Origin of the sequence: Variovorax sp. PCZ-1 (genome assembly GCF_018413605.1) — a bacterium.
Taxonomy (GTDB): domain Bacteria; phylum Pseudomonadota; class Gammaproteobacteria; order Burkholderiales; family Burkholderiaceae_C; genus JANMDU01.
In genome coordinates this window covers 236960-262189 of sequence record NZ_JAHCDN010000002.1, presented here as the reverse complement: position 1 = coordinate 262189, position 25230 = coordinate 236960, and the positions used below count along the sequence as shown (strand labels likewise).

At 54.9% G+C, this 25230-nt stretch carries 21 protein-coding genes; 12 read left to right on the top strand and 9 right to left on the bottom strand.

Annotated elements, in window-relative coordinates; genetic code table 11:
* Positions 1–5: 5 nt before the first annotated feature.
* From boxA to KIH26_RS11325, 4 genes are all read right to left on the bottom strand, one after another.
* Complete coding sequence (gene boxA / locus KIH26_RS11340; RefSeq protein WP_213445291.1) at positions 6–1313, bottom strand: benzoyl-CoA 2,3-epoxidase subunit BoxA; 1308 nt, start codon at positions 1311–1313, stop codon at positions 6–8.
* Positions 1314–1450: 137 nt separating this feature from the next.
* Positions 1451–2878, bottom strand: a complete 1428-nt coding sequence (boxB, locus tag KIH26_RS11335) for a benzoyl-CoA 2,3-epoxidase subunit BoxB (protein ID WP_213446023.1) — start codon at positions 2876–2878, stop codon at positions 1451–1453.
* A 229-nt stretch (positions 2879–3107) separates the two neighbouring features.
* The gene (gene boxC, locus KIH26_RS11330) at positions 3108–4766 is read right to left on the bottom strand and encodes a 2,3-epoxybenzoyl-CoA dihydrolase (RefSeq protein ID WP_213445289.1); all 1659 of its coding nucleotides are present in this window, start codon (positions 4764–4766) and stop codon (positions 3108–3110) included.
* Positions 4767–4829: 63 nt separating this feature from the next.
* Positions 4830–5765: a helix-turn-helix transcriptional regulator gene (locus tag KIH26_RS11325; protein WP_213445287.1), complete on the bottom strand. Its 936-nt coding sequence runs from the start codon at positions 5763–5765 to the stop codon at positions 4830–4832.
* An 85-nt stretch (positions 5766–5850) separates the two neighbouring features.
* Between KIH26_RS11325 and KIH26_RS11320 the strand changes: the two genes are divergently transcribed.
* The 12 genes from KIH26_RS11320 to KIH26_RS11265 all read left to right on the top strand — a co-directional run bounded on the left by KIH26_RS11320 (position 5851) and on the right by KIH26_RS11265 (position 20368).
* Positions 5851–7434 (top strand): benzoate-CoA ligase family protein, encoded by a 1584-nt coding sequence (locus KIH26_RS11320; RefSeq protein WP_213445285.1) that lies wholly within the window; start codon positions 5851–5853, stop codon positions 7432–7434.
* Positions 7435–7721: 287 nt separating this feature from the next.
* On the top strand, positions 7722–8828 hold the full coding sequence (locus KIH26_RS11315; RefSeq protein ID WP_213445284.1) for a CaiB/BaiF CoA transferase family protein: 1107 nt from the start codon (positions 7722–7724) through the stop codon (positions 8826–8828).
* Between the two features lie 101 nt (positions 8829–8929).
* Complete coding sequence (locus KIH26_RS11310) at positions 8930–10465, top strand: S1C family serine protease (RefSeq protein WP_213445282.1); 1536 nt, start codon at positions 8930–8932, stop codon at positions 10463–10465.
* 21 nt (positions 10466–10486) lie between these two features.
* Positions 10487–11275, top strand: coding sequence for a 3-hydroxybutyrate dehydrogenase (locus tag KIH26_RS11305; RefSeq protein WP_283770149.1), 789 nt, complete (start codon positions 10487–10489; stop codon positions 11273–11275).
* Positions 11276–11389: 114 nt separating this feature from the next.
* Entirely contained in the window at positions 11390–12886 is a 1497-nt protein-coding gene (locus KIH26_RS11300; protein WP_213445280.1) for a sigma-54 interaction domain-containing protein, read from the top strand.
* A gap of 138 nt (positions 12887–13024) precedes the next feature.
* Positions 13025–14239 carry a substrate-binding domain-containing protein gene (locus tag KIH26_RS11295; protein WP_213445279.1) on the top strand — a complete coding sequence of 405 codons (1215 nt, stop codon included), beginning with the start codon at positions 13025–13027 and terminating at the stop codon, positions 14237–14239.
* Between the two features lie 156 nt (positions 14240–14395).
* A complete protein-coding gene (locus KIH26_RS11290) occupies positions 14396–15901 on the top strand; it encodes an extracellular catalytic domain type 2 short-chain-length polyhydroxyalkanoate depolymerase (protein WP_213445277.1) in 1506 nt (501 codons plus the stop codon).
* 19 nt (positions 15902–15920) lie between these two features.
* Entirely contained in the window at positions 15921–16691 is a 771-nt protein-coding gene (locus tag KIH26_RS11285) for an ABC transporter ATP-binding protein (RefSeq protein WP_213445276.1), read from the top strand.
* A complete protein-coding gene (locus tag KIH26_RS11280; protein WP_213445274.1) occupies positions 16688–17413 on the top strand; it encodes an ABC transporter ATP-binding protein in 726 nt (241 codons plus the stop codon). Before KIH26_RS11285 ends, KIH26_RS11280 begins: the two co-directional genes overlap by 4 nt.
* Positions 17414–17415: 2 nt before the next feature.
* A complete protein-coding gene (locus KIH26_RS11275) occupies positions 17416–18402 on the top strand; it encodes a branched-chain amino acid ABC transporter permease (protein WP_213446019.1) in 987 nt (328 codons plus the stop codon).
* An 8-nt stretch (positions 18403–18410) separates the two neighbouring features.
* Positions 18411–19490 carry a branched-chain amino acid ABC transporter permease gene (locus KIH26_RS11270; RefSeq protein WP_213445272.1) on the top strand — a complete coding sequence of 360 codons (1080 nt, stop codon included), beginning with the start codon at positions 18411–18413 and terminating at the stop codon, positions 19488–19490.
* On the top strand, positions 19487–20368 hold the full coding sequence (locus tag KIH26_RS11265) for an alpha/beta fold hydrolase (protein ID WP_213445270.1): 882 nt from the start codon (positions 19487–19489) through the stop codon (positions 20366–20368). The genes KIH26_RS11270 and KIH26_RS11265 overlap by 4 nt, the downstream gene beginning before the upstream one ends.
* A 153-nt stretch (positions 20369–20521) precedes the next feature.
* Here KIH26_RS11265 and apbC read toward each other — a convergent pair whose 3' ends face one another.
* The 5 genes from apbC to phnD form a co-directional block, all read right to left on the bottom strand.
* On the bottom strand, positions 20522–21610 hold the full coding sequence (apbC, locus tag KIH26_RS11260) for an iron-sulfur cluster carrier protein ApbC (RefSeq protein WP_213445269.1): 1089 nt from the start codon (positions 21608–21610) through the stop codon (positions 20522–20524).
* A 114-nt stretch (positions 21611–21724) separates the two neighbouring features.
* Entirely contained in the window at positions 21725–22549 is an 825-nt protein-coding gene (gene phnE, locus KIH26_RS11255; protein ID WP_213445267.1) for a phosphonate ABC transporter, permease protein PhnE, read from the bottom strand.
* Positions 22546–23334, bottom strand: coding sequence for a phosphonate ABC transporter, permease protein PhnE (gene phnE / locus KIH26_RS11250; protein WP_213445265.1), 789 nt, complete (start codon positions 23332–23334; stop codon positions 22546–22548). The genes phnE (KIH26_RS11255) and phnE (KIH26_RS11250) overlap by 4 nt, the downstream gene beginning before the upstream one ends.
* A 79-nt stretch (positions 23335–23413) precedes the next feature.
* On the bottom strand, positions 23414–24175 hold the full coding sequence (gene phnC, locus KIH26_RS11245) for a phosphonate ABC transporter ATP-binding protein (RefSeq protein WP_213445263.1): 762 nt from the start codon (positions 24173–24175) through the stop codon (positions 23414–23416).
* A 12-nt stretch (positions 24176–24187) separates the two neighbouring features.
* Positions 24188–25141: a phosphate/phosphite/phosphonate ABC transporter substrate-binding protein gene (gene phnD / locus KIH26_RS11240; RefSeq protein ID WP_213445261.1), complete on the bottom strand. Its 954-nt coding sequence runs from the start codon at positions 25139–25141 to the stop codon at positions 24188–24190.
* Between the last annotated feature and the right edge of the window lie 89 nt (positions 25142–25230).

Below are 25230 nucleotides of genomic sequence, written 5' to 3'. Positions count from 1 at the left end.
AAGTCTCAATAAGTCTCTAAGTGCAATCGGCCTTCTTGTTTGAGGCTGGCTCCCACTGTATCCCAGTTCAAGCCAGCGCCTGTAGCGATGTCTTTGAGCGCGAGCACCACCCCCTCTTCCATGGCTTTGAGGCCACAGACATAGAAATAGGCCTTTGGGTCGTTCAGAAGTAAACCGAGTGAGGCAGATTGCTCGCGCATCGCATCTTGCACATATTTTTTCGGCTGACCGGGAGTGCGCGAATAGGCGAAATGCGTTTCGATGAAATCTTTGGGCAGCTGTTGCAAGGGCCCGAAGTAAGGTAGCTCTTCCTGGGAGCGAGCGCCAAAGAAGAGCAGCAGTTTTCCGCCTTCGAACTTGCCGGATTGTCTCAGTCTGCGCCGCCACTCCGTCATCGCGCGCATCGGCGCTGAGCCTGTGCCGGTGCAGATCATCACGATATGGCTCTTGGGGTGATTGGGCATGAGGAAGCTGGTGCCAAAAGGGCCAATCACTTCCACCTTATCGCCCACCTTGAGATCGCACATGAAATTGCTGCCTACGCCACGCACAGGTTTACCGGAATAGTCTTGTAGCACGCGCTTGATCGTGAGCGAGCAATTGTTGTAGCCGGGTCGCTCGCCATTTCGTGGGCTGGCGATGGAATATTGCCGCGCATGATGAGGCTTACCACGCTCATCCAATCCGGGCGGAATGATACCTATGCTTTGCCCTTCGAGCACAGGGAAAGGCATGCTGCCGAAATCGAGCACGATGTGATGCGTGTCGTAATCACTGCCTGCCGTCTTCCCGACTTCTGTGACACGCACATTGCCGGCAACGGTGGCTGTGATGGTTTTCTGCGCAGCTTTGGGGCCGTAGAGATTGGTGTAGCCATGCGCGGCTGACCATGGCGGCAGCGTTGCGCCGTAGTTAGGCATTGCATCGCTGCTGTCGGACGCTACTGAATTCGTAGCGCTCTGCGCAGTATTTATGCCGGCTACTTGCTTATTTTCTTCTGAAGAATCGCTAAAAACGCCGCTTTCAGCCAACTGCGCTTCAGACAACTCAGCCGGCAAATCTTCCCATGTGAGCTGCTCGGCCACCGAATAGGCTTTGACCTTGGGCATGCTGCGCCAGTTGTCAATCGAGCCCGTAGGGCAAGGCGAAATGCAGGCCATGCAACTATTGCACTTCTCGGCATCCACCACATAGTTGCGATCATCATGCGTGATCGCACCGACGGGGCATGTGGCCTCGCAGGTGTTGCAACGAATGCAAATCACTGGGTCGATCAGGTGTTGCTTGATGAGGGTGGTTTCGTTAGCGCCCATTGCTCAGCTCCTAGATAAAACTATGTAACGCGAAAAGCGCTAAAAGTACGCGAAAAACGCAAAAAAGAAATCGTCCTAAATTTTCGCGCTTTTCGCGTCACTTTCGCGTTTTTCGCGTTACCTAGTTTTTTTGATCATCAAGCAAAGCGTACGTAGTCAAACTCAACTGGCTGGCGGTTGATACCCATCGCAGGTGGCGCGATCCAGTTGGCGAATTTACCTGGCTCGACGACTCGGCCCATCAGGCTTGCGACGAAAGCCCGGTCTTCGGCAGTTGGCAGCCACTCGTTTTTCTTCACATCCCACTCGGCTTGCGAGACAACGCGGCCTTCTGGCGATACCTTTGCGCCAGACAGCGCACCGATGTTGCGATGGAAGGCTTTGTGTGGTGTGGTGAGCTTGAACGGAATGCCCGCCTTCTCGATCACTTTGTTCCAGCGGCCCACGCCGGCCACGGAATCTTTGATGTAATCATCGCGCAGCACTTCGTTAAGCGCATTGAGCATCGGCACTTCTTTTTCTTTCAACTCGCCGCCTACAACTTCCAGCACTTTATAGCTCTGGCCACGCAATTGGTGATCGTCTGTGCGCTTGCCTTCTTCGTAGCGGCCTTTGAGGCCGGTGCTGTAGAAGGTGGCAGCGTTCGATGATTCGTCTGCGCCAAACAAATCGATGGTGACCGAGAAGTGGAAATTCAAATAACGCTGCACGGTAGGCAGATCAATCACACCAGCGGCACGAAGCTTCTTCACATCATCCGTCTTCATCTCATTCATCGCTTGGCAAGTGCGCTGAATCACGCGGCTGATGCCGCTCTCGCCCACAAACATGTGATGCGCTTCTTCTGTGAGCATGAATTTCGTAGTACGTGCCAGTGGCTCAAACGCGCTCTCTGCCAATGCGCAAAGCTGGAATTTGCCATCGCGATCGGTGAAGTAGGTGAACATGAAGAAAGCGAGCCAATCAGGCGTGGCTTCGTTGAACGCTTGCAAGATGCGCGGTGTATCGGCATCGCCGCTGCGGCGCTCGAGCAGCGCCTCAGCTTCTTCACGGCCATCGCGGCCAAAATGTTTGTGCAGCAGATAGACCATCGCCCACAAATGGCGGCCTTCTTCGACGTTAATCTGATACAGATTGCGCAGGTCATACATGCTCGGCGCGGTGAGGCCGAGGTGGCGCTGTTGCTCCACAGAAGCTGGCTCGGTATCGCCCTGCGTGACGATGATGCGGCGCAGATTGGCGCGGTATTCGCCGGGCACATCATTCCAAGCATCTTGGCCGAGATGATCACCAAAGTGAATCTTGCGATCTTGCTGGCCAGGGTTCAAGAAAATGCCCCAGCGATAATCGCGCATCTTCACATGGCCAAAGCTCGCCCAGCCTGCGGGATCAACGCTCACTGCAGTACGCAAATACACATCAGACGCTTCCGCACCTTCGGGGCCAATCTCATCCCACCAATTGATGAAGTTCGGCTGCCAACCTTCAAGCGCGCGCTGCAAGGTGCGGTCTTCGCTGAGGTTGACGTTGTTCGGGATTTTCTCGCTGTAGTTGATGCTCATGATGTCTGCTCTTAAAACAACGGTGGAGATGTTTCGGTTACAGCAAGCCACCTGCCTTGCTGCACAACGAGATACTTTGCTTTAGTTAATGGTTGTGGCGAACAAAGAAGAGAACGCAAAAGACGCAGAAGTACGCAAAATTCGCTGAAAAGAATTTGTACAAATCACTTTTGCGCCTTTTGCGTTTCTTCTGCGTCTTTTGCGTTCTATTAGTCGGTTCACCAACCAACCATCAAACTCGATTCCAATCAAAAGCCGCCTTATCGCCCTTGCCATAAACCTTCAAAGCGCCCTTCTCCCCCACGGCATTAGGCCGTTGAAAGATCCAGTTTTGCCAAGCGGTTAAGCGGCCAAAAACGCGGGTGACCATGTTTTCTTTGCCATTGAAGCGCAGGTTGGCTTCCATGCCGGTCAAGGCATCTGGGCTCATGGCGACGCGCTCTTCCAAGGCGATGCGGACTTCATCTGCCCAGTCGATATCGTCTGGATTCGCTGTGACGAGGCCGACGGCGAATGCGGCATCTGCATCGAGCGGCTTGCCTGCGACGGCGCGCACGGCTTCTAGCGCTGGTGTTTCGTCGTAGAAGCGGCGCGCCAAGCGGCTTTGACCTGTGGCCATCGGATACAAACCGAAATTCACATCGCTCACCGTAATCTTGGGTGCTGCGGCTTCGTCGTCCGGCAATGCAAGTTGATAAGAGCGATCGCAGGCCAGCGCCAGCTCCAAGAATGTGCCCGCAAAGCATGAGCCTTCTTCGATAAAGGCAAACAAGCTGCGCGAACTCACATCAATGCGGCTCAAGGTGCGGCGCAGCAAGCCAATGGTTTCGCGCACAAACCAATGGTCTTTGTTTGCCATGAGCGCTGAATCCATCGCGAGCACGTTCGCAGCATCGCCTTGCGTCTTCCAGACCCATGTGCCGATATCGAGCTCATTCGTGCGCATCTGCAAAATCGCATCATCGAGCTCACGCGCGAGCACGAAGGGATACCAATTGGATGCTGCGGTTTCGATAGCATTCTGCGCAGATTCTATCGAGGCGACTGGTGCTTTTACCGTGAAAGTCGCGATGCGCTTGGCGCGATCAATCTCTACCGCCACATTCGAGTAGCGCAGCGCATCGGCTTCAATCTTGCAGTTCAAAGGCGTGAGTGCCACACCCTTCGCGTCCGCTGGGCGATCACTCTTTTCAGCCAATTCCAAAGCACGCTTTTGCACAGCTTCGGCAAACTGCGCAGGCTTCACCGCTTGATCCACCAAGCGCCAATCCACCGCCTTCTTGCCTCGCACGCCTTCCACACTGGTGCAGAAGATATCGGCCAGATCGTGGCGCACTTTACGCTTATCCGTCACGCGGGTGAGGCCACCTGTGCCGGGCAACACGCCGAGCAAAGGCACTTCGGGCAAGCTCACGGCGGAGCTGCGGTCATCCACCAAAATAATTTCATCACAAGCGAGCGCCACTTCATAACCGCCGCCTGCGCATGCGCCGTTCACCGCGGCGATAAATTTCAAGCCGCTGTGCGCGGAGGAATCTTCCAAGCCATTGCGCGTCTCGTTCGTGAATTTGCAGAAATTCACTTTCCACGCATGGCTGGAAACGCCAAGCATGAAGATGTTTGCGCCTGAGCAAAACACTTTTTCTTTCGCGCTGGTGAGCACCACGGTGCGCACTTCAGGATGCTCGAAGCGGATGCGGTTGATCGCGTCGTTGAGCTCAATGTCCACGCCGAGGTCGTAGCTGTTCAATTTCAGCTTGTAGCCAGGGCGCAGGCCTGCGTTCTCATCAAAGTCGGCCTTGAGAGTGGCCACGGAGCCGTTGAACTCCAGCTTCCAGTGCTTATATTGGCTGGGCTGGGTTTGGTAATTCACGCGAAGGTCATTGCTCATGATTGTCGTCCTCAGGTTGATTTTATGAATTATATTGCATATTTAGACTTCATGCAATATTTTTCATAAATTTGCACTTGTGACCGGTTCGAGCAGCTTTTGCAGCAAGGAAAATGACTCTGGCAACGCCTGTGCACTTGTATTGAGCGTGAAATCAGCCTTAGAGTAAAACGCCGATCGCCCTGCCAAAATGCTCTTCAAATCATCCAGCGCTTCCTTGCTCGCCGCCATCGGGCGCATATCGCCTTGCGCATGCACACGCTGCAAATGGTCTTGCGGCTCAGCTTGGAGCCACACGCTGGTGCAATGCGTAAGCACGGCATTGAAGGTCGTCACATCGCTCACCAAGCCGCCCGGCGTGGCAATCACAGCTTGTTCATGCTGGCCAATCAGCGTCTCCAACGCGCGGCGCTCATAGCGGCGATAAGCTGTCACGCCATAAAGCGCCTGAATCTCCGCCACAGAAGTGCCTGCCAACTTCTCAATCTCCGCGCTCATCTCAAAAAACGGGTAGCCCAGAGCCTCGCCCAGCATCCTGCCCAGTGTAGATTTACCCGCCCCGCGCAGCCCGATCAAAGCGATTCTTTGAGAGGCTTTTGGGCTAGTGGCCGGCATAGAATCTGCGCGAGGCGCTCCTAAATATGTAGCAATGTTCAAACGTAGATTTTTCAGCTGTGTCTCGTTGGCATGCTCCAAGAGCTTGCGCAGCATCAGCCACTCTGGATTCGATGTGGTGACATCCCCATGCAGCTCAGCCAGCGGGCATTCCAGCGCATCGGCCACCTGCTGCAAGATCAAGATCGAGGCATTGCCCACGCCATATTCCAAATTGGCCAAATGCCGCTCCGAGACATCGGCAGCGGCAGCCAGCGCCTTGCGCGTCAAGCCCCGACGCGCTCTTTGGCTGCGCACGCGCTCGCCCAAAGCCACCAAAAATGGGTTTTTGGCTTCTTCGGTATCGCTTTCAGCCGGGTTAACATGCAATATATTGCTTGACATAGGTATTTCAGTGGATTTATAGTTCGACTGGAATTATTTTGCATCAAGCCAGATGCTACGTCAAACGAAGAGTTGAGGAGACAGCATGTCCAGCCATGTTCAAGCACCGCCCACGCAGTTTAATTTTGCTGCACATTTGATCGCCGCCAATGCCCGCCACCCCAGCAAAACCGCGCTGACTGACGATGCAGGCAGCTTGAGCTATGGCGAGCTCGCAGATCAGATTCAACGCTGCGCCGCCAGCCTGCAAGCCAGCGGCCTGCGTCGCGAAGAGCGTGTGCTCCTGCTCATGCACGACTGCACAGATTGGGTCGTCTCTTTCCTCGGTTGCTTGTATGCCGGCATCGTGCCCGTAGCGGTGAATACCTTGCTCACCAAGGAAGATTACGCCTACATGCTTGCGCACAGCCGCTCTCAAGCAGCTCTCGTATCTGCCGCTTTGCTGCCAACATTGCAATCAGCGATGCAAAGCGCACCCAACGAAGTCAAAGCGGTTTACGTCTCGCGCCCCACAACTACCTTGCCCGCAGGCTGCACCGAATGGGCTGATTTGCTCAAAGCAACGCCTCTCACGCAAAACGCCCCCACACAAGGCGACGAACCCGCCTTCTGGCTCTATTCCTCCGGCTCCACAGGTCGCCCCAAAGGCACAGTGCATACCCACGCGAATGCTTACTACACCGCCGAGCTGTATGGCAAAGGCGTGCTCGGCATCAAGGAAAACGATGTGTGTTTCTCCGCCGCCAAGCTCTTCTTCGCCTACGGCTTGGGCAATGGCCTGAGCTTCCCATTGAGCGTGGGCGCAAGCGTCATCCTCATGGCCGAGCGGCCTACACCTGATGCCGTGTTTTCAAGATGGAAAGGCCAGATCGCCGGCATGAATACTGCACAGCCCACTATCTTTTTCGGAGCACCTACTGGGTTTGCAGGCATGCTGGCCGCGCCTAATCTTCCCGCCAAAAACGAAGTCGCGCTGCGCATGTGCTCCAGCGCCGGCGAAGCTTTACCAGCAGACATCGGCCAGCGTTTTGAAAAGCATTACGGCGTAGAAATCATCGATGGCATCGGCTCCACCGAAATGCTGCACATCTTCCTCTCCAACCTTCCCGGCAAAGTGCGCTACGGCACCACAGGCTGGCCTGTGCCAGGCTACACGATTGAATTGCGAGGCGAGAACGGCGGCAGCGTGCCAGATGGCGAGCCCGGCGATCTCTACATCCATGGCCCCAGCGCTGCCCTGATGTATTGGAACAACCGAGAAAAATCCCGCGACACCTTCCAAGGCGCGTGGACGAAAAGCGGCGACAAGTATGTGAAAAACGCCGACGGCAGCTACACCTACTCAGGCCGCAGCGACGACATGCTCAAGGTCAGCGGCGTGTATGTCTCGCCCTTCGAGGTCGAAGCCACGCTCGTGCAACACAACGCCGTGCTCGAAGCAGCAGTCATCGGCAAAGAAGATGCCGAAGGCCTCACCAAGACCAAAGCCTTTGTTGTGCTCAAAGCTGGGCAAACTGCTACTGAAGACGAGCTCAAAGCTTTCGTGAAAGAGAAGCTCGCACCTTTCAAATACCCGCGTTTTATTGAGTTTGTAAGTGAGCTTCCAAAGACGGCTACTGGGAAAATTCAGCGTTTTAAATTGCGGGATTTGGAGGCTTCAAGGGGCTGATTTTTGCACTCTCGGCCTGCGCTTGCGCTATCCCCCTCCACGAATGTCCTCCGCCGGCTACGCCGTCTCCCCCTTTATTTCGTTGCGGGAGATAGCCCAATCACAGGCCAGATTTGTACAACTCGACCACCTGCGAGCGAAGATCGTGAAGTAGCTAACAGGCTGCGAGTTTGAGGCATTTCCACCGATCGATTTATGGTACTCCACCATGAGAGCGGGGGAAATGCCTCAAACTCGAAGCCGCTCTGTCCCAGAAGAAATCTTCCGCTCTCGAAGATAATCATTCAATGCAACCTCCAGCAAACACAGGCTCTCTCCAAGGCATCAAAGTCATCGACCTCTCGCGAGTATTAGGTGGCCCCTACTGCACACAAATCTTGGCTGACCACGGCGCTGACGTTTTAAAAATCGAACCACCCCAAGGCGATGAAACACGCGGCTGGGGGCCTCCGTTTAATGCGCAAGGCACAGCCAGCTACTTCCTCGGCCTCAACCGCAACAAGCGTGGCATGACCATGGATTTGTACGATCATGCGCAGCGCGAGGAGCTGCTCAAACTGCTTGCGACGGCAGATGTCTTGGTAGAAAACTTCAAAACCGGCAGCATGGAAAAATGGGGTTTGGGTTTTGACACGCTGCATGCGAAATTCCCGCGCCTGATCCATTGCAGAGTGAGTGGCTTCGGTGCAGATGGGCCACTGGGCGGCTTGCCCGGTTATGACGCGGCGATTCAAGCCATGAGCGGCCTGATGAGTATCAATGGCGAAAAAGACGGTGAGCCTTTGCGTATGGGCATACCTGTCGTTGATGTCGCCACCGGCATGAGCGCCGCGCTTGGCATCCTGCTCGCATTGCAAGAGCGCCACACCAGCGGCAAAGGCCAGTTCGTTGAATCTTCTCTTTACGACAACGGCCTCGCACTCTTACACCCACACAGCGCCAATCATCTACTGGATGGCCGCGTGCCGGGACGAAGCGGCAACGCGCATCCAAACATCGTGCCCTACGATACCTTTGCCACAGGCACAGAGCCCATCTTCCTCGCCGTGGGTAATGATGGCCAGTTCACCACACTAGTCAAAACAATCGGCGCACCCGAGCTCGCCGCTGACTCGCGCTTTGAAAGCAACAAACAGCGCAATATCAACCGTGTCGCCCTCAAGGAATTGCTAGAAGACAAGCTAAAACTTTTCGCTTGCAAACCCTTGGCCGATCTGCTCATCCGAGCAGGCGTGCCCTGCGCGCCCATTCAGGATATCCAAGCGGCTTTAAGCGACGAACACACCCAGCACCGAGATATGGTCGTGCGAATCGGTGATTACAAAGGCGTGGCCTCTCCCATCAAACTCAGCCGCACACCAGCGAGCTATAGCCTGCCTCCACCTGAGCGCTAAAGTGTAAATACGGCGCTTAAACAGGGCTTGTTACGTAATTTTTGTGACTGTTCGCAACTGTGGCGCTACAGTAGAGGCTTGTCTTTGAAGCAGCTCGCATCATGATTACCTCTGCCCATTTTTCTCGTTTACCCACCCTGTTTTTGGCGTGGTGTTTGATGGCCTGCAGTGCTGCACAAGCACAGTCTGCACAACGCCCTGCACGCTCTAGCCAGCTTGAAAATTCGGTAGTGAAGATTTTCAGCACAGTGCGCCAGCCTGATCTCTTCCGGCCTTGGAACAAAGCTGCACCAAACGAGACCACGGGCTCGGGCGTGGTGATCGAAGGCAACCGAATCTTAACGAATGCGCATGTCGTGAACTACGCCAGCAAGGTGGAAGTGCGCGCCAAAGAAGGCGGCGACAAGATCAATGCGAAAGTCATCGCGATTGCGCGCGGCATTGATCTGGCCGTGCTCGAATTGGAAGACAACAGTTTCTTCGCTAACCGCCCCGTGCCACAGCGCGCCAGCGTATTGCCTGAGGTGAAAGACGAAGTGCTGGCCTATGGTTATCCGTTTGGCGGAAATTCGCTCTCCATCACCAAAGGCATCGTCTCGCGCATTGAATACGTGTCCTACAACTTCCCCACACAGGGCTTGCGCATCCAGGTCGATGCTGCCATCAATCCTGGTAACAGCGGAGGCCCCGTTTTTGCGGGCGACAAAATGATCGGCGTGGCTTACTCCATCATCAGCAGCGCTCAAAACATTGGCTACATCATTCCCAACGAAGAGGTCGAGCTGTTCTTGAATGACATCACCGATGGCAAATACGATGGCAAACCCGCGATTTACGACGAGCTGCAAACGCTGGAGAACCCGGCGCTGCGCAGCTTCCTGAAAGCTGAAAGAACTGTGCGTGGCATGGTCGTGCAGCGCCCGATGTCAAAAGAAGACAGTTACCCTCTCAAAGAATGGGACATCATCACCCGCATTGGCAACACCGACATCGACAACCAAGGCCTTGTGCGCTTACAAGGTGATGTGAATGTGCGCTTTCAATACCATGTGCAGAAGTTTGCGAAGAATGGCAAGGTGCCGCTGACCGTGGTGCGCCAAGGCAAACCCCTGAATATTGAATTGCCGGTCATGGCGCGCAGACCGCGCTTGGTCGATACGCTGGATGGCTCATACCCTTCATATTTCATCTATGGCCCCATGGTCTTCTCACGCGCCACTTGGGAATTTCGTTCCTTCTTCAACAACAACGCCGGCTCGCTCAACAGCTTCGCCTTCAATGCGCAGCCTCTGGTCACACGCTTGGCCGATGAGCCAAACGCCAAACGTGAGGATTTGGTGGTCGTAAGCGCGCCCTTCTTCCCGCATCGTCTCGTCTCGGGTTATGACAACCGCTTTGGCTCGGTCGTGCAATCTATCAATGATATTCCTGTGCGCAGCCTGCGCCATATGGCTGAAATACTTCGTGACTTAAAAACTGAACTGGTCGTGATCAAATTCGATCAGCAATCCGCTGAATCTATCGTGCTGCCACATCAGAAAATGCTCGAATCCACTGAAGAAATCTTGAACGACAACGGCATCCGTTTCCAAGCCTCGGCAGATTTATTGGATGCTTGGCCTTTGATCAAACGCTAAACTCACCACCCAAAATTGACCATGAATATGTCTCTCAAAAACAAAACTGCTCTCATCACCGGCTCCACCAGCGGCATCGGCCTAGGCATCGCGATTGAATTGGCCAAACAAGGTGCCAACATCGTGCTCAACGGCTTCGGCGATGCCGCCATCATTGAAGCCGCACGCTCAGAAATTGCAAAGCTTGGAGCAAAAGTGGCCTATCACGGCGCTGACATGAGCAAGCCCCCTGAGATCGAGCAACTCATTGCCTTCGCTGTCAAAGAATTCGGTATGGTTGATATCTTGGTCAATAACGCAGGCATTCAGCATGTGAGTTCCGTGGAAAATTTCCCCGTAGAGAAATGGGATGCCATCATCGCCATCAACCTCTCCAGCGCTTTCCACACCACGCGCCTGGCCATGCCCGGCATGCGCGCGAAAAACTGGGGCCGTATCATCAACGTCGTATCCGCGCACGGCCTCGTCGCGTCAAAAGACAAATCTGCTTATGTGGCAGCCAAGCACGGCCTTGTGGGCTTCACCAAATCTGTTGCTCTTGAAACTGCCACCACAGGCATCACAGTGAATGCCATCTGCCCCGGCTGGGTGCTCACGCCCTTGGTGCAAAAGCAAATCGATGATCGCGCCAAGCGAGAAGGCATCAGCGTAGACCAGGCCAGCAAAGACCTCCTCGGCGAAAAACAACCCAGCCTACAATTCACCACCCCACAGCAACTCGGCGAATTAGCCGTTTTCCTCTGCCAAGACGCAGCAGCCAACGTGCGCGGCCAAGCATGGGCAGTTGACGGCGGCTGGACGGCGCAGTAATCACTACTGATTTGATAGCACTCCGCGCAGTATCTATGCCGGCTAATGCCCTAAAAGACTTAAAAATGATGGCTCACTGAGCTAATACTCTCGATTTGCCGCCATGATCCCCGCATGAAGACTCCCCCCACCTCGGCGCTAGCCAGCACGCTCCCGCAAGATGCGCAAAGCATTCTTGAGCTTGCTGCGCATTCGCTGTTTGGCGTGTTTGCGGGCGCGAGTGAAGGCATGCTACTGGTGGATGCCAAGGCGCGTGTGGTGTGGATCAACGAACAATACCGCCGTTTCTTGCCTGCGCTAGGCTATGCCCAAGAGAGCGATTTTGTGGGCCATGCCGTGTCTAGTGTCGTACAAAACACGCAGATGCATCGCGTACTGGAGACGGGCAAGCCCATCCTGATTGATTTGCTCACCAACAAAGCGGGTACGTTTGTAGTGAGCCGTATTCCGATCAAAGACGATGCAGGGCGTGTGATTGGTGCGCTGGGCATTGTGCTGTTTGATCATCCCGAGACAACGCTTCAGCCCCTCATCAGCAAATTCGCGCGCATGCAGCGCGAGCTTGATGATGCGCGGCGCGAGCTTGCGGGCCAGCGGCGCAACAAATACACCTTTGCCAGCTTCGTGGGCAGCAGCCCAGCGGCCACGGAGGTAAAGCGCCAAGCGCGCCGCGCGGCGCAATCGAGCAGCCCCGTGCTGCTGCTGGGCGAGACGGGCACTGGCAAAGAATTGCTTGCGCATGCGATCCACGCGAGCTCGCCGCGCAGCAGTGCGGCTTTGGTGAGCGTGAATATCGCTGCGATTCCGGATACCTTGCTGGAGGCAGAGTTTTTCGGCGTCGCGCCCGGCGCCTACACAGGCGCGGATCGCAAAGGTCGGCAGGGCAAATTCAAGCTGGCTGATGGTGGCACGCTCTTCCTTGATGAAATCGGCGATATGCCGCCCGGCTTGCAAGCCAAGCTGCTCCGCGCGCTGCAAGAAGGCGAGATTGAGCCGCTGGGCTCGAATCAACTCATCAGTGTGGATGTGCGCGTGGTAGCCGCCACTTCGCGGGATTTGCATGCGCTGGTGCGAGAAGGTAAATTCCGCGAAGACTTGTTTTATCGACTCAACGTGCTGCCAATCCGCGTACCACCGCTGCGCGAGCGCGCAAGTGATATTCCCGCGCTGATTGAATTGCTCGCTGAAGACATGAGCTTGCGCAATGGCACGGCAGCGCCAGAGTTCAGCAATCAAGCCGTGGCTTTGCTCATGCACCAGCATTGGCGAGGCAATATCCGCGAGCTGCGTAATGTGCTGGAGCAAGCTTTGCTGCGCAGCGATGCACTGCGCATTGAGGCGGGTTTTCTGGAGCAGCTGCTGCGCGAATCGGGCGTGGAGCCTGCACCCAAAATATTGGAATCAGCGCCAACTGTTAGCGCTACGCCGCGCCAAGCCGATCTGCGCCCGCTGGCTGAGCAGGTGGCTGAGTTGGAGGCGGAAGCACTTGCCGCGGCGCTGCAAGCCACACATGGCAACAAGGTAGCTGCAGCCAAATTGCTGGGTATTTCCCGCGCCAAGCTCTATGCGTTACAAGCCTCGGAATTGTCTGAAATAAATACAATTGATTGAATTTCAGACACTTCAAATGTCTGATAAAAACACATCATTTGAAATTATTCAGAAAAAATTCAATGAAATCAAAGGCTTAATGATTGGCACGAAGCGTGCACTGTATTGGTCATCACAACAATCCATATTGGAGACAAGATGAACAGAAGCCCCATTACGGCGCGCCGCATAGCCTTGGCAGCACTTGCTACTTTTGCCGCTCTCGGCGCATTGACTTCTAGCGCTTGGGCGCAAAACAAAGACATCAAAATCGGCTTGATTTACAGCCGCACTGGCCCGCTCGAAGCCTACGGCAAGCAAACGGCTACAGGCTTCGCAATGGGTTTGGAGTACGCCACAGGCGGCAGCATGACAGTGGCTGGCAAAAAACTCGTGGTGGTGGAGAAAGACGATCAAGGCAAGCCTGATTTGGGCAAATCACTCCTTGCCACCGCCTACTCTGATGACAAAGTGGATTTGGCCGTGGGCCCCACCTCCTCCGGCGTAGCGCTCGCTATGTTGCCTGTCGCCGAGGAATACAAAAAAATCTTATTGGTCGAGCCAGCTGTGGCAGATTCCATCACAGGCGACAAGTGGAACAAATACATCTTCCGCACGGGCCGCAACAGCAGCCAAGATGCGATTGCCAATGCCGCTGCACTGGATAAGCAGGGCGTAACGATTGCCACCCTCGCGCAAGATTACGCCTTTGGCCGCGATGGTGTGAAAGCTTTCAAAGAATCGATCAAAAAAGCAAAAATTGTTCATGAAGAATACCTGCCCACCAACACCACAGACTTCACCGCTGGCGCGCAGCGCTTGATCGATAAGCTAAAGAACGAACCTGGCCGCAAAGTGATTTGGATCATCTGGGCGGGTGCTGGCAATCCTTTCAAAATTGCTGATCTGGATTTGAAGCGCTACGGCATTGAAATCTCCACCGGCGGCAACATCCTGCCGGCGATGAATGCCTATATGAACTTTCCAGGCATGGAGGGCGCGACCTACTATTACTTCGGTTTTCCGAAAAACGCCGCCAACCTCTGGCTCGTGACCAATCACTACAGCCGCTTCAAAAGCCCGCCTGACTTCTTCACCGCTGGTGGCTTTGCAGCTGCCTCCGCCGTGGTGGCCGCGCTGAAGAAAAGCAATGGCGATACCAATACCGATAAGCTGATAACCACCATGGAAGGCTTGAGTTTTGACACACCCAAGGGCACGATGACCTTCCGCAAGGAAGACCACCAAGCCATGCAATCCATGTATCAGTTCCGCGTGGCACCAGGTGCCAGACCGGGCGCAATTCCTGATTTGCAACTGGTGCGTGAAATCCCAGCGGCAGAAATGAACGTGCCGATCCGAAACAAGCGCTGAAGTTTTGGGAGGCAGCTGCCTCGCTGTGGCGTTTTGCTACAGCCTTGCGCAGCAGCCTTGCCCACAGGGGTGGCCACCCCTTTTTTGCAGGTAGACGTGTAGGAACTCCTGGACACACAGGGGCGCATCTCAACCCAAAACTTTAGGAGACATCTGATGGATTCATCTTGGAAGAAGCTGAGGCTTGCTGCGAGCGCAGCCGTCATCAGCTTGGCGTTTTCAGGCGCAGCCCAAGCGCAAGCCAATCTCGGCGCTTACAACATCGATAAAACCAATATCACGGTATCGGGCTTATCGGCGGGCGGCTTCATGGCCAATCAATTGGGCATGGCGCATTCATCGGTGTTCAAAGGCATTGGCGTGTTTGCGGGCGGCCCCTACATGTGCGCCGGGCAAAGCAACTACACCGCTTGCATGAACAACGCCACGATCTCTGCCACGATGCTGACGAACATGCAAAACACCATCGACAGTTGGAGCAGTGTGCAGATTGACAACCGCGCCAATGTGGCTGGCCAAAAAATCTTCATGTTTGTGGGCAACAGCGACACCACCGTGGGCCCTAATCCGATGAATGCGCTGCAAACGCAATACAGCAATAATGGCGTGGCAGCCAGCAATCTGAAATACATCAAGCGCAGCAGTACAGCGCATGTTTTTCCTACAGACTTTGATGGAACAGGCAATAACACCTGTTCGACAACAGCATCGCCCTACATCAGCAACTGCGGCTACGATGGCGCAAAAGAAGTGCTCACACATTTCTATGGCGCATTGAATCCACGCAACAACGCACCGGCAGCTGGTAACTATATTCAGTTCAATCAATCGCAGTTCACCAGCAACCCCGGCATGGCCTCGACAGGCTGGCTCTATGTGCCCGCCAATTGCGCCAGCGGTAGCCAATGCAAACTGCATGTGGCTTTGCATGGCTGCAAACAAAGCTATAGCGATATCGGCGACAAATACATCAAAAACACCGGCTACACCCGCTGGGCAGACACCAACAGCGTGATCGTGCTGTTCCCGCAAACCAAGGTCGATAGCATCAGCCGCAGCACGGCCGCTAGCGGCTCCCTGCCCAACCCCAATGCTTGCTGGGATTGGATCGGCTGGTATGGCAGCAATTTCGCACAGAAGGCCGGCACGCAAGTCACAGCGCTCAAAGCCATGGTCGATCGCGTGTCATCCGGCAGTGGCGGTGGTGGCACGACCACGCTCGCTGCACCCACTGGCGTGCTCACATCCAATGCTGCCACCACCAGCATGAAGATCAGTTGGAATGCTGTGTCTGGCGCAGCGAGTTACAACGTTTATCGCAACAGCAACAAGGTCAACGCACTGGGTGTGAATGCGCTGAACTATACCGACAACGGCTTAACAGCGGCCACGACTTATCAATGGACCGTGCGCGCTGCAGATGCCAATGGCGTGGAAGGTGCAACCTCTGCCGCAGCTTCTGGCACGACACTAGGAGCTACGCCAGCCACTTGCTACACAGCGAGCAATTATTCGCATGTGTTGGCTGGGCGGGCCTATGTCTATTTAGGTTTGACCTATGCCAATGGCTCTGGCCAAAGCATGGGCTTGTACAACATCTTCGTGAGCAACACACTCAAGAAGACGGGTTCTAACTATTACGTCATTGGCACCTGCCCTTGATATCTTCTTTGATTGACACATGAGCGCACTGGAAACACGAGAACTGACGGTTCGATTTGGGGGGCATGTGGCCGTGAATGCGGTCAGTTGCGTGTTCCAGCCGGGCACGTTGACGGCCATTGTTGGCCCCAACGGCGCAGGCAAGACGACCTACTTCAATTTGATCTCTGGGCAGATTGCCGCCAGCGCAGGGAGTGTGCATTTGGGTGGGCGCGATCTATCAGGCCTCAGCACCTCGCAGCGCACGCGCGCAGGCTTGGGGCGCGCTTTTCAGCTCACGAATTTATTTCCTCGCCTCTCGGTTCTGGAGAATGTGCGGTTAGCAGTGCAAGCTGTTGCTGAGGGCAAGCATCGCCGTGGCCTGAATCTGTGGAGCATTTGGAGTGATCATGCTGCACTGACGAACAGAGCGATGGCGATTCTTGACACAGTGGCGCTCGATCAGCGCCGTAACGACACAGTCGCCAGCTTGCCGCATGGCGATCAGCGCAAGCTAGAGGTGGCTTTGCTGATGGCGCTTGATCCGCAGGTGTATATGTTTGACGAACCCACTGCAGGTATGAATGCAGCCGAAGCGCCCGTGATTCTGAATTTGATTCGTCAACTCAAGGCCGATAAAAGCAAAACGATTTTGCTGGTGGAGCACAAAATGGATGTGGTGCGCGAGCTCGCGGATCGCATCATCGTGCTACACAACGGCAGCTTGGTGGCCGATGGCGAGCCAGCTGAGGTGATTGCCTCTCCTGTGGTGCAAGAGGCCTATCTGGGCATCGCCAAGGAGGCCGCATGAGCGAGAATCTTTTAGAGCTGCGTGGTGTTCACACCCATATCGGCGCGTATCACATCCTGCATGGCGTGGATTTGGCCGTGCCCAAAGGCCGGCTCACCATGCTGCTGGGGCGCAATGGTGCGGGCAAGACCACCACGCTGCGCACCATCATGGGCTTGTGGCAAGCCTCACAAGGCAGCATCCAATTTGCCGGGCAAGATATCTCGCGCAGCAGTACGCCTGAGATCGCGCAGCGCTCTATTGCGTATGTGCCTGAGAGCATGGGCATCTTTGCAGACTTAACGGTGAAAGAAAACATGCTGCTCGCCGCACGAAGCGCCAAGCGCTTGACTCAGCTCGATGAGAAGCGTTTGCAATGGATTTTTTCACTCTTCCCAGCGGTAGAAAAATTCTGGAATCATCCCGCAGGCAAGCTCTCTGGCGGACAAAAGCAGATGCTGGCAGTCTCCCGCGCCATTGTGGAGCCACGCGAGTTGCTGATCATTGATGAGCCGAGCAAAGGGCTGGCCCCTGCCATCATCAACAACATGATTGCTGCATTCGCCCAGCTCAAGGCCAGCGGCGTGACGATTTTGCTGGTGGAGCAAAACTTCAATTTCGCCAAACGCTTGGGCGACAGCGTGGCCGTGATGGACAACGGGCGTGTTGTGCACAGCGGCAGCATGCAAGCCTTGGCAAATGATGAAGCCCTGCAATCTTCTCTCCTGGGGCTGGCACTATGACGATGCAAACTACTTTGAAAGACCTTGATTGGAAGCCCGTGGCGCTCGTGCCTGTGCTGGCGCTCTTGGTCTTGCCGCTCATTGGCTCGCCTTCCACTTGGCTCACACTCACCGTGGCAGGCTTGGCCATGGGCATGATCATCTTCATCATCGCCTCGGGGCTCACGCTAGTTTTTGGCCTGATGGATGTGCTCAACTTTGGCCATGGTGTGTTCATCGCGCTCGGCGCATTTGTGGCTACCAGTGTTCTGGGCAGCATGGGCGACTACACCTCATCAAGCAGCCTGTGGATGAACATGCTCGCCGTGTTGCCCGCCATGATCGTGGCGATGCTGGTGGCGGGCGCGGTGGGGCTGGCATTTGAGCGCTTCATCGTGCGGCCTGTGTATGGCAATCACTTGAAGCAAATCCTCATCACCATGGGCGGCATGATCATTGGCGAAGAGCTCATCAAAGTGATCTGGGGGCCGCTGCAAATCCCACTGCCATTACCCGAGGGCATGCGCGGCACGGTGTTGCTGGGCGATGCGGCGGTAGAAAAGTATCGCCTCATCGCAGTCGTCGTCGGCCTCATGGTATTTGCAATGCTGATCTGGACGCTCACGCGTACCAAGATTGGCCTGCTGATCCGCGCCGGTGTGCAAGACCGTGAGATGGTGGAAGCTTTGGGTTATCGCATTAAGCGTTTGTTCATCGGTGTGTTCATGATCGGCAGCGCATTGGCTGGCCTAGGCGGTGTGATGTGGGGGCTGTATCAACAAAACGTGATTCCGCAGATGGGCAGTCAGGTCAACGTGCTCATCTTCATCGTACTCATCATCGGTGGATTGGGTTCTACCGGTGGCGCGCTGATTGGCGCGCTGCTGGTGGGCTTGATGGCCAATTACACCGGCTTTCTATTTCCTAAGTTGGCATTGTTTTCCAATATTGCGTTGATGATGGCCATCTTGCTGTGGCGACCACAGGGCGTGTATGCGCTCAACAAATAAGGCGAACCATGTTGCACAGACTTCTCTCTCATGATTTGCCGCGCAGCCGCGTGTTAGCTGTTGTACTGGCTGCTATTACCTTGGCTTTGGCTTTTGCGCCCTTCCTCTTTCCAGGCATCAAAGCAATGGATGTAGCCGCGAAGATTTTGATCTTTGTGGTGTTGGCAGCCAGCTTTGATTTACTGCTGGGCTACACCGGCATTGTGAGCTTTGCGCACACCATGTTTTTTGGCATTGGCGCGTATGGCATTGCGATTGCTTCGACGCGTTGGGGCGCGAGCTGGCAAGCATTGGCCATCGGGCTGGCTGGCGCGCTGGCAGTGTCTTTTGTGTTGGCACTCGCAATTGGCCTCTTTTCTCTACGCGTTCGAGCAATTTTCTTCTCCATGATCACACTGGCATTTGCTGCCGCTTTTCAGACGCTTGCTTCGCAACTCTCGGAAGTGACCGGCGGTGAAGATGGGCTCACCTTCAAAGTGCCAGAAATCTTGTCGCCCGGATTTCAGTTGCTGGAGAGCCCCTTGCTGGGTGTGGATATCAATGGGCGCTTCGTGTGCTACTACCTCTTGTTCGTCGTAGCAGTGGTCTTGCTGCTGGCTATGCTGCGTATTGTGAACTCGCCTTTTGGCCGCGTGCTGCAAGCCATTCGTGAAAATGAATTTCGCGCCGAAGCCATTGGCTACCGTGTGGTGGTCTATCGCACCATCTCCAGCATTGCCTCAGCGCTGTTTGCTTGCCTAGCAGGAGCGATGCTCGCTCTCTGGCTGCGCTACAACGGGCCAGATACTTCACTGTCATTTGAAATCATGATGGATGTGTTGCTCATCGTGGTGATTGGCGGCATGGGCACGGTTTATGGCGCATTGATTGGCTCAGCTATCTTCTTGGTGGCGCAAAGTTACTTGCAAGATATTTTGCGATTGGGCAGCGAAGCAGCTTCGAGTGTGTCGATGCTGTCTGCCTTGCTGTCGCCAGATCGTTGGTTGCTCTGGCTCGGGCTCTTGTTTGTGCTCTCGGTGTATTACTTCCCCACGGGTGTGGTCGGGCGTTTGCGTGAGCGCAGCGCGGCCAAGGAGCTGAAAGCATGAGCGCATCGATGCAATCACGCTACCTGCGCTGCGCAGGGCGCGAAATTCATTTCATGGACTGGGGCGATGCGGACGCGCCCGTGGTCGTGGCTTGGCATGGGCTAGCGCGCACGGGGCGAGACATGGATGATCTCGCGGCCTGGCTGGTGCAAGCCGGCTACCGCGTGATTTGCCCAGACACCATTGGCCGAGGCCTGAGCCAATGGAGCCCGCTGCCCGCGCAGGAGTATCAGCTTTCCTTTTACGCACAAATCGCTCAGAGCTTGCTCGATCAATTGCAGATTGATCATCTGGATTGGGTGGGCACTTCCATGGGCGGTGCGATTGGCACCGTATGCGCAGCAGGGCTGTTGAAGGGGCGCATCCGTAGCTTGGTGCTGAACGACAATGCGCCCGAGTTAGCTCCCGCAGCACTGGAGCGCATCCGTGCCTATGCGGGCCAGCCGCCTGCTTTTGAAACGGTCACTGAGCTTGAAGCTTTCTTCAAGACCGTGTATGAACCTTACGGCTGGCTCAGCGATACGCAATGGCTGCGCCTCACAGAAACCTCGGTGCGCCGCTTGCCTGATGGGCGCATCACGCCGCACTATGATCCCGCCATGGTGCAACAATTCACGGCACATCCCAATGATTATTTGATCTGGCAGCACTACGATGCCATCGATATTCCTGTGCTCTGCCTGCGCGGTGAACGCTCTGATTTGGTGAGCCGCGCGGTGGTGGCAAGCATGCACACGCGCGGGCCCGGGCGACTCGGGCTACTGCGCGTAGAAGAAATTGCAGGCTGTGGTCACGCCCCTGCACTTAATGTGCCAGCACAGTGTGTGATGGTGACAGAGTTTCTGCAATCACACAGCACGGCTGTTCTGAACGACTAGGCGCCTCGTCAAGCTGCCTCACGTCGAATCAGCCGCGATGATGCATCGATGAAATTGGCCTTCATGAGCGTTTCAAAGCGCACAGATTCACTATAAATTAGATAGCATTTAGCGCAGTCTAGATGCCGGCTACATGGCAAAAAGGCTTAAAAATCAGGTGTCTTTACTGATCTTGATTGAAGGAAACTTCGATGAGAAATCTTTAGCCTTTGCAGCAATTTTGATGGCTACTTGGCGAGCAACTGCTTTGTAAATACCAGCGATTTCGCCGTCAGGATCAGTCACCATCGTCGGCCGGCCGCTGTCTGCGTTCACGCGAATGCTAAGGTTCAGCGGCAGTGCACCAAGGTAATCAATACCCTTCTCTGCTGCATAACGTTTACCGCCGTCTTCGCCAAAGATATGCTCGGTGTGGCCGCATTTTTCGCAGACGTGGACGGACATGTTTTCGACCACGCCCAAAATCGGCACGCCGACTTTTTCAAACATCGCTACGCCTTTTTTCGCATCGAGCAAAGCAATATCTTGCGGCGTGGTGACGATTACTGCGCCTGTCATGGGCACGCGTTGGCTCAAGGTCAGTTGGATATCACCTGTGCCAGGTGGCATGTCCACGATCAAATAATCTAGGTCTTTCCAATTCGTCTGGCGAATCAGTTGCTCCAGCGCCTGCGTAGCCATGGGGCCGCGCCAGATCATGGCTTCGTCTTGATTCACGAGGAAACCAATGCTCATCACCTGCACGCCGTAGTTTTCCATCGGCTCCATGGTCTTGCCGTCTTCACTCTCGGGGCGGCCCTCGATGCCCATCATCATCGGCTGGCTGGGGCCATAGATATCCGCATCCAAAATACCCACGCGCGCGCCCTCGGCAGCCAGCGCAAGCGCTAGGTTCACCGTGGTGGTGCTCTTGCCCACGCCGCCTTTGCCGGAAGCCACGGCCACGATGTTTTTCACTGTGGGCATGAGCGCCACGCCACGCTGCGCTGCATGCGCAACTATTTTTGTGGTCACGTTGCAAGAAACGTTATCCACGCCAGCCACGCCCTTGGCCGCTGCGATCAAAGCTTTGCGAAACGCAGGAATCTGGCTCTTGGCGGGGTAGCCCAGCTCAACATCAAAGGCTAGATCGCCGTCTGTCACCTGCAAGTTTTTGATGGATTTACTGGCAACAAAATCTTTGCCAGTATTGGGATCAATCACGCTTTTGAGCGCATCGAGAATCTGTTCGTTGGTGGCCATGAAGAGTGCTAATCAAAAAATAGTGCAAATGAATGCCTTAGTGTACCTAAGGCATGATTTAAATTCTGGAGCTCAAGAAATACTCGGAATTTGTGATGTTTGTTCGGGTCTGGCTCAGATCAAACGCTTTCTCAGTTGCGTTGCAACAATTTCTGCAGCGACGACGACCAAAAAGATCACCAGTAGCACAAGCGCGACGCGATCCCATTCAAACACATCGATGGCCGCATTGAGTGCCATGCCGATACCGCCCGCGCCTACCAAACCGAGCACAGCGCTCTCACGCACATTGATATCCCAGCGGAACAATGCGATGGAGGCAAACGCTGGCTGCACCTGCGGCCAATAGCCATAGACGATGCGGCTGTACCAAGGCGCACCCGTGGCCGTGAGCGCTTCTATCGTGCCTTTGTTGCTCTCTTCCAGCGCTTCAGAGAGCATCTTGCCAATGAAGCCGATGCTGTGGAAGGCTATCGCGCAAGTGCCCGCGAGCGCGCCGGGGCCAAACATGGCCACGAAGAACAGCGCCCAGAGCAAGGTGGAGATACTGCGAGTGGCCACCAAGATGAAGCGGGCTATCGCATTGAGCCACCAGATTTTGTTGATGTTTCTTGCTGCGAGAAAGCCAATCGGCGTGGCGAGCAAGATGCCTAAGGCCGTAGAAAGGAAAGCAATCGCCAGGGTATCCATCAAGGCTTGATGTACCGTTTGCGCACCGGTGTTTTGCGGCGTGTAGTAAAACTTGAATTCAATCGGCCACATGCGCACGAGCAGATCTTTCATCTGTGTGTGGGCATCGTAGAGGAACTCAGGAATCACGTTCACTGCTTTGAACGAGACGACCACCGCTAGCAGGCACAAGGCATAAACTGTGAAACGCTGCAAACGCTCTTGCGGCGTGAAGCGCTGCCATTCTTTATCGATTGAAGAAGTGCTCATTGCTTAAACACTTTCTTCACCGCGATTTGCAGCACTTCGCCCAGCATGATGAGCGCGATGATGCATATCACGATGCCCAATACAAAATCATAGTCAAATCGCTGGAAAGCGGCAAACAGCGTGCCGCCAATACCGCCCGCGCCGACGATACCGACCATGGTGGAATTGCGCAAATTGCTGTCCACCTCATAGGCGATGAAGCCGATAAAGCGATAAATCACCTGCGGCACAACGGCAAAAGTAAGCACATTGGCAAAGCTCGCGCCCGTGGCACGCACAGCCTCGATTTGCTTCATGGAGATTTCTTCAATCGCCTCGGTGAAAAGTTTGCCGAGGAAGCCAATCGAAGCCACCGTTAAAGCCAAAATGCCAGCGAGTGCGCCAAAGCCCACGGCTTTCACAAACACAATCGCCACGATCACAGGATGAAAGGTACGGCACAGCGTAATGAAGAGACGCACAGGCCATGTGACCCACGCGGGCATGAGATTGCGCGCAGCCAGCAAGCCCACGGGAAGCGAAAGCAGCAACCCAAGCGCAGAAGCCAAAATCGCGATCTGCACTGTCTCCCACATACCTTTGATCAGCTCATCACGCGGATTAAAAATCGGCGGAAACATGCGACCGACGAACTTCGCAGCATTCTCTGTACCGAGCAGAAAACGCGCCCAAGAAATATCAATGCGGCTGAGCGCCCAGGCAAAGATGATGAAGAGCACGAGCGCGCCCCAGCGCGCTTGCGTGCTCATGCGGTACGGGCGAATGTGTACAGGTACAGCGCTCATTTTTTAAGCGAAAATGGCACTTCGGCGGCGTAAAATCTGCGCAAAGTGCTACTATTTTGATAGTAATCAGACAGAGGCATCACGCAGATAACCATGATTCACCACCATAGATTTGCTTGAGCACCTCATCATTCAAGCCCTCTGCGCCGCCGTCATACACCACATGCCCACCACTCATGCCCACGATGCGAGCAGCAAAGCGTTTGGCCAGATCGACATCGTGCATGTTCACAATCACTGGAATACCGCGCTGCTCACCCACATTGCGCAACAGCTCCATGATCTCTACCGAAGTCTTCGGATCGAGCGAGCTGGTGGGCTCATCAGCGAGTAGCAGCGAAGGCGATTGCATCACGGCGCGCGAGATACCCACGCGCTGGCGCTGACCACCTGAGAGCGAATCAGCGCGTGCGTTAGCGAAATCTTGCAGACCAACAATCGCCAGTGTCTCCCATGCTTTTTGAATATCTGCTGAATCGAATTTGCGTAACCACGCTTTCAGAGCACTCGTGCGACCCAAGACACCCGTGAGCAAATTCTCCATCACCGAGAGGCGTTCCACGAGGTTGTATTCCTGAAACACCATGCCGATGCGTGAGCGCGCGGCGCGCAGTGCGTCACCGCGCAAGTTCACAAGATTACTGCCATCTAGTTCAATGCTGCCTGAGGTGGGCTCCACCAAACGATTGATGCAGCGAATCAGGGTCGATTTCCCTGTACCGCTCGGGCCGATAATGGCCACGAGTTGGGCGGCATTGAATTGCAGATCAATGCCTTTGAGCACAGGTTTGCCTGGGACGTATTCTTTAACCAGTCCCTTGATATGAAGTGAAGTCGCCATGAAGTTGGCGAATCACTTCTTCGCTTGTTCAGCAGCTTTATCGACTGTGCGCACCACATCCCAATCTTTGGCATAGGTGATGCCGACGAAACGATCCGCGCCATCAAAATTCTTTTTCATATCGTCTGGGAAGCGATAGTCTGCAAAACATTTCAGCATCTTGGTGGCCAGCTCGGGCGCGAGATCATGCGCATAGGCAAAGCTCGATGTGGGGAAGATTTGGCTGCGATAGAGCACGCGGAAATCTGCCTCCTTGATCTGCCCGCGATCACCCATGCGCTCAAAGACATCGCTGGCCACATGCGCGGCGTCGTAGTCGCCCGTGTTCACGCCGAGCACGGATTGATCGTGCTTACCGGAGAATTTGATCTCGTAATCTTTGCCAGGCGCCAAGCCTTGCGCAGGCAGGAGAGCGAGCGGTGCAAGATGGCCAGAGTTCGATGATGGCGAGGTGTGCGCCACTTTCTTGCCCTTCAAATCTGCCACGGTTTTGAACGGGCTACTTGCCTTCACAATCGTGATCAGGTTGTAGCCTTGATAGCCTTTGGCATCGCCCTTCACAGCAAACGGAATCGCACCCGCTTTGTTCACGGCAAACACCGTGGGGCCTGTGGAGAAACCACCCACATGCAAACGCCCCGAGCGCATGGCTTCGATTTGCGCGGCATTGTTTTGCACTTGGAAGAACACAACGCGCTTGCCTGTGCATTGGCCGAGGTAATCGGTGAAAGGCTTGAAAATGTTTTCGTACTTCGCAGGGTCTTCCACAGGTGTGTAGGTGAAGATCAGTGTGGAGGGATTCTTCAGTTTGGAAGCATCTTTGGGCACATCAGCGAGCAAATCTTTATTCGCATCGCAATACAGCGCATCCAAATCACCGCGATGAGGACAAGCGTCCTGAGCCTGCGCGTTCACGGCCAGCAAACTGGCAACTGCAGCCAAGGCTGTGAGAATGTACTTTTTCATGGTTTCTCCGAATCTTTTGAATGACAAAACCATGACTGTCATCAAAACAAAAACCCGCGTCAAGCGGGTTTTTGCGGAGGAAAGTCGCG

Bases quoted from the DNA above. Each gene is read 5' to 3' on its own strand.
- apbC (WP_213445269.1), bottom strand. From the start codon at position 21,610: ATGGCCACCAACGAACAGATTCTCGATGCGCTCAAAAGCGTGATTGAT.
- KIH26_RS11290 (WP_213445277.1), top strand. From the start codon at position 14,396: ATGGATTCATCTTGGAAGAAGCTGAGGCTTGCTGCGAGCGCAGCCGTC.
- KIH26_RS11295 (WP_213445279.1), top strand. From the start codon at position 13,025: ATGAACAGAAGCCCCATTACGGCGCGCCGCATAGCCTTGGCAGCACTT.
- KIH26_RS11280 (WP_213445274.1), top strand. From the start codon at position 16,688: ATGAGCGAGAATCTTTTAGAGCTGCGTGGTGTTCACACCCATATCGGC.
- KIH26_RS11275 (WP_213446019.1), top strand. From the start codon at position 17,416: ATGCAAACTACTTTGAAAGACCTTGATTGGAAGCCCGTGGCGCTCGTG.
- KIH26_RS11300 (WP_213445280.1), top strand. From the start codon at position 11,390: ATGAAGACTCCCCCCACCTCGGCGCTAGCCAGCACGCTCCCGCAAGAT.
- KIH26_RS11320 (WP_213445285.1), top strand. From the start codon at position 5,851: ATGTCCAGCCATGTTCAAGCACCGCCCACGCAGTTTAATTTTGCTGCA.
- phnD (WP_213445261.1), bottom strand. From the start codon at position 25,141: ATGAAAAAGTACATTCTCACAGCCTTGGCTGCAGTTGCCAGTTTGCTG.
- phnE (WP_213445265.1), bottom strand. From the start codon at position 23,334: ATGAGCGCTGTACCTGTACACATTCGCCCGTACCGCATGAGCACGCAA.
- KIH26_RS11315 (WP_213445284.1), top strand. From the start codon at position 7,722: ATGCAACCTCCAGCAAACACAGGCTCTCTCCAAGGCATCAAAGTCATC.
- KIH26_RS11265 (WP_213445270.1), top strand. From the start codon at position 19,487: ATGAGCGCATCGATGCAATCACGCTACCTGCGCTGCGCAGGGCGCGAA.
- KIH26_RS11305 (WP_283770149.1), top strand. From the start codon at position 10,487: ATGAATATGTCTCTCAAAAACAAAACTGCTCTCATCACCGGCTCCACC.
- phnE (WP_213445267.1), bottom strand. From the start codon at position 22,549: ATGAGCACTTCTTCAATCGATAAAGAATGGCAGCGCTTCACGCCGCAA.
- KIH26_RS11325 (WP_213445287.1), bottom strand. From the start codon at position 5,765: ATGTCAAGCAATATATTGCATGTTAACCCGGCTGAAAGCGATACCGAA.
- KIH26_RS11285 (WP_213445276.1), top strand. From the start codon at position 15,921: ATGAGCGCACTGGAAACACGAGAACTGACGGTTCGATTTGGGGGGCAT.
- KIH26_RS11270 (WP_213445272.1), top strand. From the start codon at position 18,411: ATGTTGCACAGACTTCTCTCTCATGATTTGCCGCGCAGCCGCGTGTTA.
- boxA (WP_213445291.1), bottom strand. From the start codon at position 1,313: ATGGGCGCTAACGAAACCACCCTCATCAAGCAACACCTGATCGACCCA.
- boxC (WP_213445289.1), bottom strand. From the start codon at position 4,766: ATGAGCAATGACCTTCGCGTGAATTACCAAACCCAGCCCAGCCAATAT.
- phnC (WP_213445263.1), bottom strand. From the start codon at position 24,175: ATGGCGACTTCACTTCATATCAAGGGACTGGTTAAAGAATACGTCCCA.
- KIH26_RS11310 (WP_213445282.1), top strand. From the start codon at position 8,930: ATGATTACCTCTGCCCATTTTTCTCGTTTACCCACCCTGTTTTTGGCG.